General features: G+C 51.0%; 10 protein-coding genes, 1 tRNA gene and 3 rRNA genes. 10 read left to right on the forward strand and 4 right to left on the reverse strand.

The annotated features are described in order from the left end of the window. Nucleotides 1-14 precede the first annotated feature (14 nt). Nucleotides 15-668 carry a methionine ABC transporter permease MetI gene (locus JC793_RS02835; protein WP_166707009.1) on the reverse strand — a complete coding sequence of 218 codons (654 nt, stop codon included), beginning with the start codon at nucleotides 666-668 and terminating at the stop codon, nucleotides 15-17. Beyond that, nucleotides 661-1,695, reverse strand: a complete 1,035-nt coding sequence (metN, locus tag JC793_RS02840; protein WP_046892800.1) for a methionine ABC transporter ATP-binding protein MetN — start codon at nucleotides 1,693-1,695, stop codon at nucleotides 661-663. The genes JC793_RS02835 and metN overlap by 8 nt, the downstream gene beginning before the upstream one ends. 170 nt (nucleotides 1,696-1,865) lie before the next feature. On the opposite strand from metN, the gene gmhB reads away from it, so the two are divergent. From gmhB to JC793_RS02880, 8 genes are all read left to right on the forward strand, one after another. Then, nucleotides 1,866-2,447 (forward strand): D-glycero-beta-D-manno-heptose 1,7-bisphosphate 7-phosphatase, encoded by a 582-nt coding sequence (gene gmhB / locus JC793_RS02845; protein WP_166707010.1) that lies wholly within the window; start codon nucleotides 1,866-1,868, stop codon nucleotides 2,445-2,447. A gap of 381 nt (nucleotides 2,448-2,828) precedes the next feature. Beyond that, nucleotides 2,829-4,373 (forward strand): 16S ribosomal RNA (locus JC793_RS02850). 80 nt (nucleotides 4,374-4,453) lie between these two features. After that, nucleotides 4,454-4,529, forward strand: a tRNA-Glu gene (locus JC793_RS02855). A gap of 321 nt (nucleotides 4,530-4,850) precedes the next feature. Next, nucleotides 4,851-7,758 (forward strand): 23S ribosomal RNA (locus tag JC793_RS02860). 108 nt (nucleotides 7,759-7,866) lie between these two features. Then, nucleotides 7,867-7,982, forward strand: a 5S ribosomal RNA gene (rrf, locus tag JC793_RS02865). The 16S, 23S and 5S rRNA genes sit together here with 1 tRNA gene alongside, the layout of an rRNA operon. A 225-nt stretch (nucleotides 7,983-8,207) precedes the next feature. Beyond that, nucleotides 8,208-8,927 (forward strand): endonuclease/exonuclease/phosphatase family protein, encoded by a 720-nt coding sequence (locus JC793_RS02870; protein ID WP_247717357.1) that lies wholly within the window; start codon nucleotides 8,208-8,210, stop codon nucleotides 8,925-8,927. 141 nt (nucleotides 8,928-9,068) lie between these two features. Further along, complete coding sequence (locus tag JC793_RS02875) at nucleotides 9,069-10,256, forward strand: NAD(P)/FAD-dependent oxidoreductase (protein WP_046891958.1); 1,188 nt, start codon at nucleotides 9,069-9,071, stop codon at nucleotides 10,254-10,256. Between the two features lie 14 nt (nucleotides 10,257-10,270). Further along, nucleotides 10,271-10,666: a hypothetical protein gene (locus JC793_RS02880; RefSeq protein WP_052926987.1), complete on the forward strand. Its 396-nt coding sequence runs from the start codon at nucleotides 10,271-10,273 to the stop codon at nucleotides 10,664-10,666. Between the two features lie 70 nt (nucleotides 10,667-10,736). Here JC793_RS02880 and JC793_RS02885 read toward each other — a convergent pair whose 3' ends face one another. Beyond that, nucleotides 10,737-12,098, reverse strand: coding sequence for an amino acid permease (locus tag JC793_RS02885; RefSeq protein WP_046891959.1), 1,362 nt, complete (start codon nucleotides 12,096-12,098; stop codon nucleotides 10,737-10,739). 148 nt (nucleotides 12,099-12,246) lie between these two features. On the opposite strand from JC793_RS02885, the gene queE reads away from it, so the two are divergent. Further along, a complete protein-coding gene (queE, locus tag JC793_RS02890) occupies nucleotides 12,247-12,918 on the forward strand; it encodes a 7-carboxy-7-deazaguanine synthase QueE (RefSeq protein WP_218428332.1) in 672 nt (223 codons plus the stop codon). Here the strand turns inward: queE and queD are convergent, their stop codons facing one another. Continuing rightward, nucleotides 12,919-13,281 (reverse strand): 6-carboxytetrahydropterin synthase QueD, encoded by a 363-nt coding sequence (gene queD / locus JC793_RS02895; protein ID WP_046891961.1) that lies wholly within the window; start codon nucleotides 13,279-13,281, stop codon nucleotides 12,919-12,921. 199 nt (nucleotides 13,282-13,480) lie between these two features. On the opposite strand from queD, the gene JC793_RS02900 reads away from it, so the two are divergent. Beyond that, nucleotides 13,481-15,259 (forward strand): diflavin oxidoreductase, encoded by a 1,779-nt coding sequence (locus JC793_RS02900; RefSeq protein ID WP_218427434.1) that lies wholly within the window; start codon nucleotides 13,481-13,483, stop codon nucleotides 15,257-15,259. The last annotated feature ends 71 nt before the right edge of the window (nucleotides 15,260-15,330 follow it).

Raw genomic sequence — 15,330 nt, forward strand, 5'->3', positions numbered from 1 at the left:
GCGCGGAGAGTGTTTTACTTGTGGGTTACCGCTTTAACCAGGCGATCACCACATACCTGAATAATAAAGACCAAAACAACCAGCAATGCCAATACCGTATTCATAACAACAGCGTTATATCCGACATAACCATACTGATAACCAATCTGACCTAACCCGCCGGCACCAACTGCACCACCCATCGCAGAGTAACCCACGAGTGTGATCAGCGTAATAGTCGCTGCGTTAATCAGTCCCGGTAACGCTTCCGGCAGCAGGATCTTGCTGACAATCTGCAGTGGTGTGGCACCCATTGAGCGGGATGCTTCGATCAGACCTGACGGTATCTCCAGCAGGGCGTTTTCCACCATGCGGGCAATAAACGGTGCCGCACCGACAGTCAGAGGAACAATCGCCGCTTGTAACCCGATAGATGTACCAACAACTAACCGGGTAAACGGAATCATCCACACCAGTAAGATAATGAACGGGATCGCACGGAAAATATTGACCAGTACGGACAGTATCCGGTACAGGCTTTTATTATCTGCAATCTGACCCGAACGGGTGATATATAACAGTACCCCCACCGGCAGGCCGATTAAAAATCCCAGGAAACCGGATGCAAATGTCATGACCAGGGTTTCCCAGATGCCTTTAATCAACAGTAAAATCATTCCTTCAGACATAACCGAGAACCTCTGTTTTTACGTGGTGTTCTTTCAGAAAATCAATGGCCGCTTCAACATCCTGCGGGCTGTTGCCGTCCAGCTCTGCCAGCATGACACCAAATTTCACACCGCCCGCATAATCCATCTGAGAGCTCAGGATGCTGATATCAATATTGAACTTGCGTGACGCAATCGAGATCAGCGGCGCATCAACGGACTGACCACCAAACTCCAGTTTCAGCAGTGGTCCCAGTCCTTCCGCCGGTTCCGGCTTCAGCCGTGCCAGATAATCTTCCGGTACATCCAGGTGCAGGGTAGACTCAATAAATGCCTGCGCCACCGGGGTTTTCGGATGAGAGAACACTTCACTCACCGTATTTTGTTCAATCAGCTGTCCGCCGCTGATAACCGCCACCTGGTCACAAATGCGTTTTACCACATCCATTTCATGGGTGATCAGCAGGATAGTTAACTCCAGCCGGCGGTTGATATCTTTCAGCAGCTCCAGAATCGAACGGGTGGTTGCCGGGTCCAGTGCGCTGGTGGCTTCATCACACAGCAAAACCTCAGGTTCATTTGCCAGCGCACGGGCGATGGCAACACGCTGCTTCTGACCACCGGACAGATTCGCCGGGTAAGCATCCCGCTTGTCGGTCAGGCCGACCAGATCAAGCAGTTTCACAACCCGTTTTTCAATTTCTGCAGCCGGGACGCGATCAAGTTCCAGCGGCAGAGCGATGTTCCCGAACACGGTGCGGGAAGATAACAGATTAAAATGCTGAAAAATCATGCCGATGCCGCGGCGGGCACGGGTTAACTCTTTATCGTTCATCTTAGTGAGATCACGGTCGCCGACGAGTACTTGTCCGGATGTCGGCCGTTCCAGCATGTTCACACAGCGTATAAGCGTACTTTTTCCGGCGCCGGAAGCACCGATCACTCCGTAAATCTGCCCTTGCGGGACGTGCAGGTTAATATCAGAAAGTGCCTGTATTTCGCGATGACCCTGCTGAAAAACCTTATTTATATTCGTCAGCTTTATCATGTAATTATTATTACCTTGTTACGTGAAACTGGTTGTTCACCAGATGATTTTCGGATGTTAAGATGTCTGGACGGCTAAGTCAACAGGATTTAGTTATCAGGCCGCATTCTCATTCCTCATCAAATAAGCGATACTAAATACATTATTGATGACGGACTAAGAGTGTAACCATGGGTATCCCCGCAGTATTTCTGGACAGAGACGGCACCATTAACGCAGACACCGGCTATCTCCATGAGATTGATGATTTCCGGTTTATCGAAAACGCGATTGAAGCAATGCAGGCCATCAAACAGATGGGCTATGCCTTAATCATAGTCACAAATCAGTCAGGTATCGCCCGGGGTATGTTTACCGAAGATCAGTTTATGCATCTGACCGAGTGGATGGACTGGTCTCTGGCGGATCGCGGCGTTGATCTGGATGGTATCTATTATTGTCCTCATCATCCTGAAGGCACAGTTGAAGAGTTTCGTCAGGTATGTAACTGCCGCAAACCGGCACCGGGTATGCTGCTGGATGCGCAGAAACACCTGAAGATCGATATGGGTAACTCTTATATGGTAGGAGATAAACTTGACGATATGCTGGCCGGACGTGCAGCTGAAGTGGGTACAACCGTATTGGTACGTACCGGAAAACCGGTAACAAAAGACGCTGAAGCGGCGGCAGATATTGTGATTAACAGTATTGCAGATCTGCCTGCACTGCTGAAACCCGTACAAAAAAGCGCAAAATCACCTAAAAAATAACCTGATTGGGTGTTTTATCTGCGAACGGAAAAAAAATTGAAATTAACCCTTGCGGTCAGATGAAAACTCCCTATAATTCGCATCCGTTGTCACGGCACAGGACGCTGAGTCCGCTGAGATAACAAGGTGAAAAGTCTGAAATAAATACTTGACACCGAATGAGGAAAGCGTAATATACGCAGCCTCGCAACAACGCAGAAGACCGGCAACGGCAGCGAATGTTGCAACTGCTCTTTAACAATTTATCAGACAATCTGTGTGGGCACTCGCAGGACATATCACAAAAAATATTATTTTTGAGAAGTCTTGAAGAGTGACCAATACAGCAGCTTAGAAATAAGCAGCAGTAAACAGTTTAATTCTTTGAGCATCAAACACTTTTAATTGAAGAGTTTGATCATGGCTCAGATTGAACGCTGGCGGCAGGCCTAACACATGCAAGTCGGGCGGTAACAGGGAGAAGCTTGCTTCTCTGCTGACGAGCGGCGGACGGGTGAGTAATGTATGGGGTCTGCCTGATGGAGGGGGATAACTACTGGAAACGGTAGCTAATACCGCATAATGTCTCCGGACCAAAGCGGGGGACCTTCGGGCCTCGCACCATCAGATGAACCCATATGGGGATTAGCTTGTAGGTGAGGTAACGGCTCACCTAGGCGACGATCCCTAGCTGGTCTGAGAGGATGATCAGCCACACTGGGACTGAGACACGGCCCAGACTCCTACGGGAGGCAGCAGTGGGGAATATTGCACAATGGGCGCAAGCCTGATGCAGCCATGCCGCGTGTATGAAGAAGGCCTTCGGGTTGTAAAGTACTTTCAGTCGGGAGGAAGGTGTTAAGGTTAATAACCTTGACAATTGACGTTACCGACAGAAGAAGCACCGGCTAACTCCGTGCCAGCAGCCGCGGTAATACGGAGGGTGCAAGCGTTAATCGGAATTACTGGGCGTAAAGCGCACGCAGGCGGTTGATTGAGTCAGATGTGAAATCCCCGGGCTTAACCCGGGAATTGCATCTGATACTGGTCAGCTAGAGTCTTGTAGAGGGGGGGGGTAGAATTCCATGTGTAGCGGTGAAATGCGTAGAGATGTGGAGGAATACCGGTGGCGAAGGCGGCCCCCTGGACAAAGACTGACGCTCAGGTGCGAAAGCGTGGGGAGCAAACAGGATTAGATACCCTGGTAGTCCACGCTGTAAACGATGTCGACTTGGAGGTTGTGCCCTTGAGGCGTGGCTTCCGGAGCTAACGCGTTAAGTCGACCGCCTGGGGAGTACGGCCGCAAGGTTAAAACTCAAATGAATTGACGGGGGCCCGCACAAGCGGTGGAGCATGTGGTTTAATTCGATGCAACGCGAAGAACCTTACCTACTCTTGACATCCAGAGAACTTAGCAGAGATGCTTTGGTGCCTTCGGGAACTCTGAGACAGGTGCTGCATGGCTGTCGTCAGCTCGTGTTGTGAAATGTTGGGTTAAGTCCCGCAACGAGCGCAACCCTTATCCTTTGTTGCCAGCGCGTGATGGCGGGAACTCAAAGGAGACTGCCGGTGATAAACCGAGGAAGGTGGGGATGACGTCAAGTCATCATGGCCCTTACGAGCAGGGCTACACACGTGCTACAATGGCGTATACAAAGGGAAGCGACCCTGCGAAGGCAAGCGGAACTCATAAAGTACGTCGTAGTCCGGATTGGAGTCTGCAACTCGACTCCATGAAGTCGGAATCGCTAGTAATCGTAGATCGGAATGCTACGGTGAATACGTTCCCGGGCCTTGTACACACCGCCCGTCACACCATGGGAGTGGGTTGCAAAAGAAGTAGGTAGCTTAACCTTCGGGAGGGCGCTTACCACTTTGTGATTCATGACTGGGGTGAAGTCGTAACAAGGTAACCGTAGGGGAACCTGCGGTTGGATCACCTCCTTACCTAGTTGATTTGGAATGTGAGTGTTCACACAGATTGTCTGATAGAAAATGAGCAGAGAGCGTCTGCGAAGCTGACTAATGTCCCCTTCGTCTAGAGGCCCAGGACACCGCCCTTTCACGGCGGTAACAGGGGTTCGAATCCCCTAGGGGACGCCAGTCTGCGCGGGTGAGTGAAAGTCATCTGCAAATAATGATTAAGCTGATTCAAGAGTCAGCTTAACAATTATGCTCTTTAACAATCCGGAACAAGCTGAAAAATTGAAACAATCAATATTATCACCGAGGTAATATTGATGAGTCTCTCAGCCGAACAACTTTGAAAGTACTCACTTTCGAGGGGAAGCGAGCTAAATAATTTCGCGAAGGCCGGCGCACAGCAAGCGGAGCATACTCAGGTATGTGAGCATTGCGAGCACCGCCCGACAAAGAAATTATGACGCGCAGCGACCCGTACAGAAAGACACTTTCGGGTTGTGAGGTTAAGCGAATAAGCGTACACGGTGGATGCCTAGGCAGTCAGAGGCGATGAAGGACGTGCTAATCTGCGATAAGCGCCGGTAAGGTGATATGAACCGTTATAACCGGCGATTTCCGAATGGGGAAACCCAGTGTGATTCGTCACACTATCATTACCTGAATACATAGGGTAATGAAGCGAACCGGGAGAACTGAAACATCTAAGTACCCCGAGGAAAAGAAATCAAACGAGATTCCCCCAGTAGCGGCGAGCGAACGGGGAGCAGCCCAGGACCTTAATCAGTATCAGTGTTAAGAGAACAGTCTGGAAAGGCTGGCCACAGCAGGTGATAGCCCTGTATCTGAAAGCACTGGTGTTGTGAGTCCGATGAGTAAGGCGGGACACGTGTTATCCTGTCTGAATATGGGGGGACCATCCTCCAAGGCTAAATACTCCTGACTGACCGATAGTGAACCAGTACCGTGAGGGAAAGGCGAAAAGAACCCCGGCGAGGGGAGTGAAAAAGAACCTGAAACCGTGTACGTACAAGCAGTGGGAGCACCTTTATGGTGTGACTGCGTACCTTTTGTATAATGGGTCAGCGACTTATATTCTGTAGCAAGGTTAACCGAATAGGGGAGCCGCAGGGAAACCGAGTCTTAACTGGGCGTCTTAGTTGCAGGGTATAGACCCGAAACCCGGTGATCTAGCCATGGGCAGGTTGAAGGTTGGGTAACACTAACTGGAGGACCGAACCGACTAATGTTGAAAAATTAGCGGATGACTTGTGGCTGGGGGTGAAAGGCCAATCAAACCGGGAGATAGCTGGTTCTCCCCGAAAGCTATTTAGGTAGCGCCTCGTGAATTCATCTCCGGGGGGTAGAGCACTGTTTCGGCTAGGGGGTCATCCCGACTTACCAACCCGATGCAAACTGCGAATACCGGAGAATGTTATCACGGGAGACACACGGCGGGTGCTAACGTTCGTCGTGAAGAGGGAAACAACCCAGACCGCCGGCTAAGGTCCCAAAGTCATAATTAAGTGGGAAACGAAGTGGGAAGGCTCAGACAGCCAGGATGTTGGCTTAGAAGCAGCCATCATTTAAAGAAAGCGTAATAGCTCACTGGTCGAGTCGGCCTGCGCGGAAGATGTAACGGGGCTAAATTATGCACCGAAGCCGCGGCAGCGATATGTAAATATTGTTGCGGGTAGGGGAGCGTTCTGTAAGCCTGTGAAGGTGACCTGTGAGGGTTGCTGGAGGTATCAGAAGTGCGAATGCTGACATAAGTAACGATAATGCGGGTGAAAAACCCGCACGCCGGAAGACCAAGGGTTCCTGTCCAACGTTAATCGGGGCAGGGTGAGTCGACCCCTAAGGCGAGGCTGAAAAGCGTAGTCGATGGGCAACGGGTTAATATTCCCGTACTGGTGGTAACTGCGAAGGGGGGACGGAGAAAGCTAAATCATCCGGGCGACGGTTGTCCCGGTTTAAGCGTGCAGGTGGACTGACCAGGCAAATCCGGTCGGTTGTTAACACTGAGGCGTGACGACGAGCCACTACGGTGGTGAAGTGATTGATGCTCTGCTTCCGGGAAAAGCCTCTAAGCTCCAGGTTATCATTAATCGTACCCGAACCGACACAGGTGGTCAGGTAGAGAATACTCAGGCGCTTGAGAGAACTCGGGTGAAGGAACCAGGCAAAATGGTGCCGTAACTTCGGGAGAAGGCACGCTGGCATTAGGTGAAGTGATTTACTCACGGAGCTGAAGCCAGCCGCAGATACCAGCTGGCTGCAACTGTTTATTAAAAACACAGCACTGTGCAAACACGAAAGTGGACGTATACGGTGTGACGCCTGCCCGGTGCCGGAAGGTTAATTGATGAGGTTAGCGCAAGCGAAGCTTCTGATCGAAGCCCCCGGTAAACGGCGGCCGTAACTATAACGGTCCTAAGGTAGCGAAATTCCTTGTCGGGTAAGTTCCGACCTGCACGAATGGCGTAATGATGGCCAGGCTGTCTCCACCCGAGACTCAGTGAAATTGAACTCGCTGTGAAGATGCAGTGTACCCGCGGCAAGACGGAAAGACCCCGTGAACCTTTACTATAGCTTGACACTGAACATTGAGCCTTGATGTGTAGGATAGGTGGGAGGCAACGAAGTGTGGACGCCAGTCTGCACGGAGCCGACCTTGAAATACCACCCTTTAACGTTTGATGTTCTAACCCAGACCCGTAATCCGGGTCGGGGACCGTGTCTGGTGGGTAGTTTGACTGGGGCGGTCTCCTCCCAAAGAGTAACGGAGGAGCACGAAGGTTGGCTAAGCATGGTCGGACATCATGCGGTTAGTGCAAAGGCATAAGCCAGCTTGACTGCGAGAGTGACGGCTCGAGCAGGTACGAAAGTAGGTCTTGGTGATCCGGTGGTTCTGAATGGAAGGGCCATCGCTCAACGGATAAAAGGTACTCCGGGATAACAGGCTGATACCGCCCAAGAGTTCATATCGACGGCGGTGTTTGGCACCTCGATGTCGGCTCATCACATCCTGGGGCTGAAGTAGGTCCCAAGGGTATGGCTGTTCGCCATTTAAAGTGGTACGCGAGCTGGGTTTAGAACGTCGTGAGACAGTTCGGTCCCTATCTGCCGTGGGCGCTGGAAGATTGAGAGGGGTTGCTCCTAGTACGAGAGGACCGGAGTGAACGCACCACTGGTGTACGGGTTGTGATGCCAATTGCATTGCCCGGTAGCTAAGTGCGGAAGAGATAACCGCTGAAAGCATCTAAGCGGGAAACTTGCCTCGAGATGAGTCTTCCCTGATTCTTTAAGGATCCTGAAGGAACGTTTGAGACTAAGACGTTGATAGGCTGGGTGTGTAAGTGCAGCGATGTATTGAGCTAACCAGTACTAATGAACCGAGAGGCTTAACCTGACAACACCGAAGGTGTTTTGAGTTGAGAGACGAAGAGATTTTTCAGCATAGTGAAGAGACGACAGAGTCATTCATTATGAAAAGCTTGTTTTGGATTAAATGAATTTGCCTGGCGGCCGTAGCGCGGTGGTCCCACCTGACCCCATGCCGAACTCAGAAGTGAAACGCCGTAGCGCCGATGGTAGTGTGGGGTCTCCCCATGTGAGAGTAGGGAACCGCCAGGTTATTATTAAGTGAAGAAGCCACCCTTTGGGTGGCTTTTTTGCGTTTGGGCGAAAAGAAAAAATATCTTTTTCACCTGAATACGTGTTCTGAACCGGATAGCATGAACCAAATTTTGCTAAGATAGTGGCGGACAGAAGCAAACAGTATCGGGGTCAGCGTTGAAAGAGAAAAAAAACTGGTCCGTCCGGTATGTCGCAGGGCATCCGGCACGACAAATCCGCCCGATGTCAGCAGACATGCTGGGTAACGGATTACCGGTTGGTTTACCATTATCCGCACCGGATAAAACTATCCGGGTTGTGGTCTGGAATATCTACAAACAACAGCGTCCTGACTGGCGTAAAACACTTGATCGTATTCTGCATGACACACAACTGGTCCTGCTTCAGGAAGCACAACCCTCTCCTGAACTGGTCAGCCTGGCGGGCAAACATCAGCTGGTTGCCGATCAGGTTCCCGCGCTGCACTTTCAGCAGCATCCTTCCGGTGTGATGACACTGGCAACCTCTCATCCGATTTATTGTTGTCCGTTGCAGCAGAAAGAGCCGTTACTGCGTCTGCCTAAGTCTGCATTAGTAACGGTATATCCGCTTCCTGACGGCCGTCAGCTGATGGTGATTAATGTCCATGCTATTAATTTCAGTTTTGGTGTGGATGTTTACCGGCGGCAGCTGAATACGGTTGGCTCTCAGATCCGCTGCCATATCGGACCGGTTATTCTCGGCGGTGATTTTAATGCCTGGAGCAGACAGCGAATGAATGCCCTGAAGCGTTTTGCCCGTGCCCAGGGACTGAAAGAAGTACTGTTTCCGCATGATATCCGTACCAAAGCATTTGGTCATCCGTTGGATTATCTGTTCTATCGCGGATTTAAACTGGTTTCATCGGATGTTATGCAGACAGATGCTTCAGATCACCATCCTTTGATAGCAGAATTTCAATAATTCGCTTTGTATCAAAAAAATAATATATAAGTATAGATTATATAAGTAAGAATGATTAACTAACTGCTATAGTTAACTCCGTGTTGGTGTTGTGTGTCATTTATTTAATTTTAATGTTAAATAATTAACCGGAGAAACTAAATGCAGCGTATTGTTATTGTTGGCGGCGGTGCCGGCGGCACGATGGTCGCAAATATTCTGACCAGAAAGCTGTTAAATGATATTTATCAGAAGAAAGTGGAAGTTGTCCTGATTTCGGACAGTGAATGGCACTATTATAAACCTGCGTTTATGTATGTTGCTTTTAATCTGTATCTGAAAGAAGAATTACGCAAGTCGCAACGCTCTCTGCTTCGCCCTGAAATTCAGTTTATTCATGACCGTGTTGAGCATTTTGATTTCGCATCCCAGACGTTGCAGGGAAAAAACGGTACCAAATACGGGTATGACTACCTCGTAATCGCAACTGGTTGTCAGCCGCGACCTGACCGGATTTCCGGAATGAAAGAAGCGGCCGATCATTTCTATCAGTACCAACCCGCCCGTCAGTTGGCTGAAAAACTGGCTAAGTTTGAAAAAGGGCGGATTTTTATTACTGTTTCTTTCCCGAATACCCCGAATGTACCTCACCAGTGCGGCATCGCTCCGATGGAAACCACGCTGATGCTGGATGATTATTTCCGCCAGCGCCGTGTCCGTCAGGATATCGAAATCGTTTATACCTATCCGACCGTATCGCAACTTCTGCGTAACTGCCTGTTTATGCAAAAAGATGTTTGTGAAGTACTCCCGTCTGTTTTTCAGGAACGCAATATTCAGGCACAGCGTGGCTTTACGCTGGAGCGGGTTTGCCCTGAGAAAAAGATTGCTTACTCCAAAGAAGGCGAAGAGCAGCCGTTTGATCTGCTGATAGGCACACCGCCGATTTCTGCGGTGGAATCTGTACGTAATACCGGATTATCCGACGGCGACCCGGAAGAGGGTTGGCTGCCGACAGATCCGGAAACGTTGCAGGTGTACGGGCTGAAAAATGTCTATGTCCTCGGGGATACCGTGGATCTGCCGATCAGTAAAGCGGCGGGTAGTTGCCATAATCAGTCAACTGTCGTGGTGGATAATATTATCGGCGAGATGCGTTTCGGCTATACCACGGCTATTTATGACGGACGGGTTCAGGCGGTCGCGCAGATGGGACTGAATGCGGGGATGCCGCTCCAGTATGATTATAAGCATGATGTGTTACCGACACCGGCAACAAAACTGGGCGGCCTGCTGCGTACCGGTTTTAACCGCGGTTTGTACTGGTCAACCGTTCGTGGCCTGGTATAACGGAGGAAACAGCAATGTCTGCAACAGAACAAATGAATGAACACGCTGCTGCACCAAAACCCGAATTATCCGCAGAGACAGCGGAAAAACTGGCGGTATTAATGCAGCTGAACCGCTTTGATAATGTGATCGATCTGCTGTCCCTGGTATCGGATCTGGTTGATATTATCGGTAAAAATGAAGTCAATAAACTGGCCGATAATGCGGAGTCCGGTATTGCACTGCTGTGGGAAAGCGGGCTGGCGCTGAATAAGGCTAAAATGGAAATGATGTACAGTGATGAAAAGTACAATTTCCGTAATACCTATAAGTTACTGAAAGATCAGGATACGCTTAAAGGTATTAATATGGTGCTCAGAACATTACAGATTATGGGCTCCCGCATTCAGCGTATTGACAGTGAACCCTGATAACAGGATATAAAAAAACCGGGTGTTTTATTCACCCGGTTTATTGTTTTCTGAACAGTATGTTATCTGTTTATGCCCGTTTTTTTACACCGGCAAAATAACCCACTGTCAGGATCAGCACCCAGGCAATTCCCACCATCAATGCTACGCGGGTATCCGGGAAGTAACCCAGAAGTGCAATGACAAAGACCATAAAGGCAATGGTCAGAGCGGGTGCGACCGGCCACATCGGTACTGGGAATTTCAGGGTTTTGACCTCTTCCGGTTTCATCTTGCGGCGCATTGCCACCTGAGATAACAGAATCATCAGCCAGACCCATACGGTTGCGAATGTTGCAATAGAAGCGATAATGATGAAGATTTTTTCAGGGATCAGGTAGTTCAGAACCACACCGACCAGCAGAACCGCACTCATCACCAGAACGGTCATCCACGGCACACCATTTTTGGTGAGCTTCATAAAGGATTTCGGCGCCTGACCTTCCTGCGCCATACCGTACATCATCCGGCCTGCGCCGAAGATATCGCTGTTAATGGCTGATACCGCTGCGGTGATCACCACCAGGTTCAGAATATTGGCCGCGTAAGAGATATTCAGTTTCTCGAAAATCTGCACAAACGGGCTGCCGTTATGGCCGATCTGGTTCCACGGGAAGATACACATCAGAATAAACAGTGTCAGCACATAGAACAGCAGAATACGCAGCGGTACTGCGTTGATCGCTTTCGGAATAGTTTTTTCCGGATTCTGCGCTTCGCTGGCGGTAATACCGATAACTTCAATACCGCCGAAGGCAAACATCACAATGGCGAGTGAAGCTATGACCCCGCTTATCCCGTTCGGCATAAAGCCGCCGAATTCCCATAAGTTACTGATACCGGTAGGATGTGCGGTTTCCTGGCCGAAGCCGAACAGCATAATTGCGGCGCCGCCGACAATCATGGCGATAATCGCGGTCACTTTGATAATCGAGAGCCAGAACTCCATCTCCCCGAATATCTTCACGTGACATAAATTCAGCGCGCCAATGAAACAGACGATCCCCAGAACCCAGATCCACTGATCGACATCCGGGAACCAGAGTTTCATATAGAAGCCGAAAGCGGTGACGTCCGCAAGACAGACAATCAGCATTTCAAAAACGTAGTTCCAGCCGGTGAGGAAGCCGGCGAGCGGTCCCATATAATGGCTGGCATATTGTGAAAATGAACCCGGGACAGGATGGTGAACGGCCATTTCGCCCAGTGCACGCATCACCATAAAGACTGCCGCACCCCCGATAAGGTAGGCCAGCAGAACAGCAGGACCCGCCTGCTCAATAGAGGCCGCCGAGCCGTAAAACAGGCCGGTGCCTATCGCCGAACCGAGAGCCATAAAGCGGATATGCCGCCCCGTAAGCCCCCGTCGTAGCGCCGTATTATTTTCTTTCATGTATTAATCCTGTCGCTGTCGTGATTAGCAGCGTTTTTACTGATGTGAAACGCGGTCAGAGTCAACCCGGTACTTTAACATAAAGAGTCATGCTGACGGGATAATTATCTGCAATAATACAGTCTTAAACGTAAGGAACAGATGAGTGATGCAATACCCTATTAACGAAATCTTTCAGACATTGCAGGGGGAAGGCGTTTTTACCGGCGTCCCGGCGATTTTTGTCCGCTTACAGCGCTGTCCTGTCGGGTGCAGCTGGTGTGATACCAAACATACCTGGGAACAACTGCCGGAAAAAGCCTGCTCAGCGGAAGATATGATGAGTAAAAAACAGGAAGATGACCGCTGGGCTTCTCTGGATGCTGACAGCATTATTATGCAGTTTGAGGCGAAAGGTTATACCGCCCGGCATGTGGTGATCACCGGCGGTGAACCGTGTTTATATGACCTGCGGCCTCTGACAGCGATACTGGAAGCGCGGGGTTACGGATGCCAGATTGAAACCAGCGGCACACAACCGGTGCAGTGCAGTGAAAACACCTGGGTGACGGTGTCCCCGAAAGTGAATATGCGCGGCGGTTATGATGTGCTGACACCTTCTCTGCTGCGGGCTGATGAGGTCAAACACCCGGTCGGGCGGCAGCGGGATATTGATGAACTGGATTTACTGCTGGCAAAACTGCCGGGGGATAAACATCCGGTGGTGGCATTGCAGCCGATCAGTCAGAAACCGGCTGCAACCGCACTCTGTATTGAAACCTGCATCGCGCGAAACTGGCGTTTCTCGATGCAGACTCACAAATATCTCAATATTGCCTGATTATTCACCGCGGTAAACACAACCGGCGGTACAGGTCTCTTTGACCAGCACGGCACTCAGCATCGGCAGCAGCGGTTTGGTCTGCTGCCAGATCCACTCAGCCAGCACTTCGCTGGTCGGATTTTCCAGCCCCGGGATCTCATTGAGATAGTGGTGATCCAAACGGTCATAAATCGGTTTGAACGCCTGTTTTACCTCGGCGAAGTCGATCAGCCAGCCTGTATGTGCATCCACTTCACCACTCAGTTCCAGGCGGACAAGGAATGAATGTCCGTGCAGACGCCCGCATTTATGGCCTTCCGGTACGTGCGGCAGGTGGTGGGCGGCTTCAAACTGGAACTCTTTAAAAATCGTGGTGGTCATAACTCTCTCCGGATAATGACGATATAGCGGATGAAAAGCGCCATTTTACGCAATATTCAGTGAAAATGTTACCAAAAAACAGCAAAGTGACAGATAAATAACAGAACCCCTGTGTTATTCCGGCATCGACAAATCGCGCTCTTTTCTCTATGTTGGAACGTCAGAATAATAACGAATACACTCATTTACCGGGTTTACTATGACATCGCCGACCACAACCTGTCCGCTCTCCGCGCCTGACTGGCAGAAACTGCAACCGTTACTTCATACCCTTACCTCCGGACAACTGAACTGGTTATCTGGCTGGTGCCGTGAGCGGGCAGAGGAAACGCAGCCTGCGGCGATACAGGAAGCTGCGGATATTCTGCTGATCGCTGCCTCCCAGACCGGCAATGCCCGGCGCGTTGCGGAATCTCTTCGCGATCAGTTATTCAGTGCGCAGCGGGCGGTACGGCTGGTGAATGCCGGGGATATCTCACTCACCGGGTTCCCCGGATCCCCGCTGGTGGTTCTGATCTGTGCGACTACCGGGGACGGGGATGCGCCGGAAGAAGCCCTGCCGCTGTTCCATTTTCTTCATTCCGTTCAGGCACCTTTACTGACAGATACCCGCTATGCGGTACTGGCGCTGGGAAACCGGGCTTATCCGCAGTTTTGTCAGGCCGGAAAGAATTTTGACAACCGTCTCCGCGCTCTCGGTGCTCAGCGGCTTCTGCCGCGGGCGGAAGCTGACAGTGATTATCAGACCACCGCAGATAACTGGATCTCTCAGCTGCTCCCTGAACTGCTGAACCTGACGCAGCCTGCGGATGAGGAAAAACTCCGCCGCTTTGTTCACAATACCGTGGTGCAGATTGATTCACAGCCGCATCAGCGTAACAAACCACAGTCTGCGGTTCTGCGCCGTGTTGTGCGGCTGACCGCTCCGGCGTCGGAAAAGCATGTCTGTCAGGTGGTGCTGGATATCAGCGGCACCGGATTACGCTATCAGACCGGTGATGCGCTGGGAGTGTATCCGGAAAACAGTCCGGAACTGGTCAGTGAGCTGCTGGGACTGCTCTGGTTTGATGGTAATGAACGCGTTACGCTGAAAGGAAAATCGTATTCTCTGCGTGAGGCTCTGCTGACACAGTGTGAACTGACCATCAACAGTGCACCGGTTGTGGCGGCGTATGCCCGTCTCAGTAATGCACCGGAACTGCTGGATATGATTGCGGACCCGCAGCAGCTGACGGCGTATGCGCAGCGCAGACCGGTGGCGGATATGGTCCGTGAGTTTGCGGTACAGACCTCCGCACAGGCCTGGGCCGATTGCCTGCCTCCGCTGATGCCGCGTCTGTACTCCATTTCCTCTTCGCCGCTGGTTTCACCGGATGAGGTGCATCTGACCGCTGGTGTGGTGGAGTACAGCACAGACGGACGCGCCCGTTACGGCGCAGCAACCCGTTATCTGACTCACCAGTTGCAGCCCGGGGACACCGTCGCCTGTTTTATTGAGCATAATGACCACTTCCGCCTGCCGGAAGATCCTGAGAGACCGGTGATTATGATAGGGCCCGGCACCGGTATTGCGCCGTTCCGTGCTTTTCTTCAGCAACGGGCGGCACAGCAGTCCGGCGGGAAAAACTGGCTGATCACCGGCAATCCGCATGAAAAAAGTGATTTTCTGTATGAGGCGGAACTGACGGATTTTGTGCGTCAGGGCGTACTGACAGAACTGACAACCGCCTGGTCGCGGGATCAGCCGCAGAAGGTTTATGTGCAGGATAAACTCGCAGAAAGGCGGGAAACGGTCTGGCGCTGGCTGGAGCAGGGCGCATATCTGTATATGTGCGGGGATGCCTTCCGGATGGCAAAGGATGTTGATGCCGCGCTGCTGGGTATTATCCGCAGTGAAGGAGCTCTGTCAGCAGAAGAAGCGCTGGTTTTTCTGAACGGATTACGGACAGCAAAGCGTTATCAGCGGGATGTTTACTGATCTTCTGTCCGAATAACGGACGGAACAGTAGCATCCGCGCCGATCTTATGGGAAGATTAGCCGATCTTTTC

Source organism: Morganella morganii (assembly GCF_019242955.1).
GTDB classification, from domain to species: domain Bacteria; phylum Pseudomonadota; class Gammaproteobacteria; order Enterobacterales; family Enterobacteriaceae; genus Morganella; species Morganella sibonii.

Coding starts and splice junctions, on each gene's coding strand:
- JC793_RS02875 (WP_046891958.1), top strand. CDS start 9,069: ATGCAGCGTATTGTTATTGTTGGCGGCGGTGCCGGCGGCACGATGGTC.
- JC793_RS02885 (WP_046891959.1), bottom strand. CDS start 12,098: ATGAAAGAAAATAATACGGCGCTACGACGGGGGCTTACGGGGCGGCAT.
- JC793_RS02870 (WP_247717357.1), top strand. CDS start 8,208: ATGTCAGCAGACATGCTGGGTAACGGATTACCGGTTGGTTTACCATTA.
- gmhB (WP_166707010.1), top strand. CDS start 1,866: ATGGGTATCCCCGCAGTATTTCTGGACAGAGACGGCACCATTAACGCA.
- JC793_RS02900 (WP_218427434.1), top strand. CDS start 13,481: ATGACATCGCCGACCACAACCTGTCCGCTCTCCGCGCCTGACTGGCAG.
- queE (WP_218428332.1), top strand. CDS start 12,247: ATGCAATACCCTATTAACGAAATCTTTCAGACATTGCAGGGGGAAGGC.
- metN (WP_046892800.1), bottom strand. CDS start 1,695: ATGATAAAGCTGACGAATATAAATAAGGTTTTTCAGCAGGGTCATCGC.
- JC793_RS02880 (WP_052926987.1), top strand. CDS start 10,271: ATGTCTGCAACAGAACAAATGAATGAACACGCTGCTGCACCAAAACCC.
- JC793_RS02835 (WP_166707009.1), bottom strand. CDS start 668: ATGTCTGAAGGAATGATTTTACTGTTGATTAAAGGCATCTGGGAAACC.
- queD (WP_046891961.1), bottom strand. CDS start 13,281: ATGACCACCACGATTTTTAAAGAGTTCCAGTTTGAAGCCGCCCACCAC.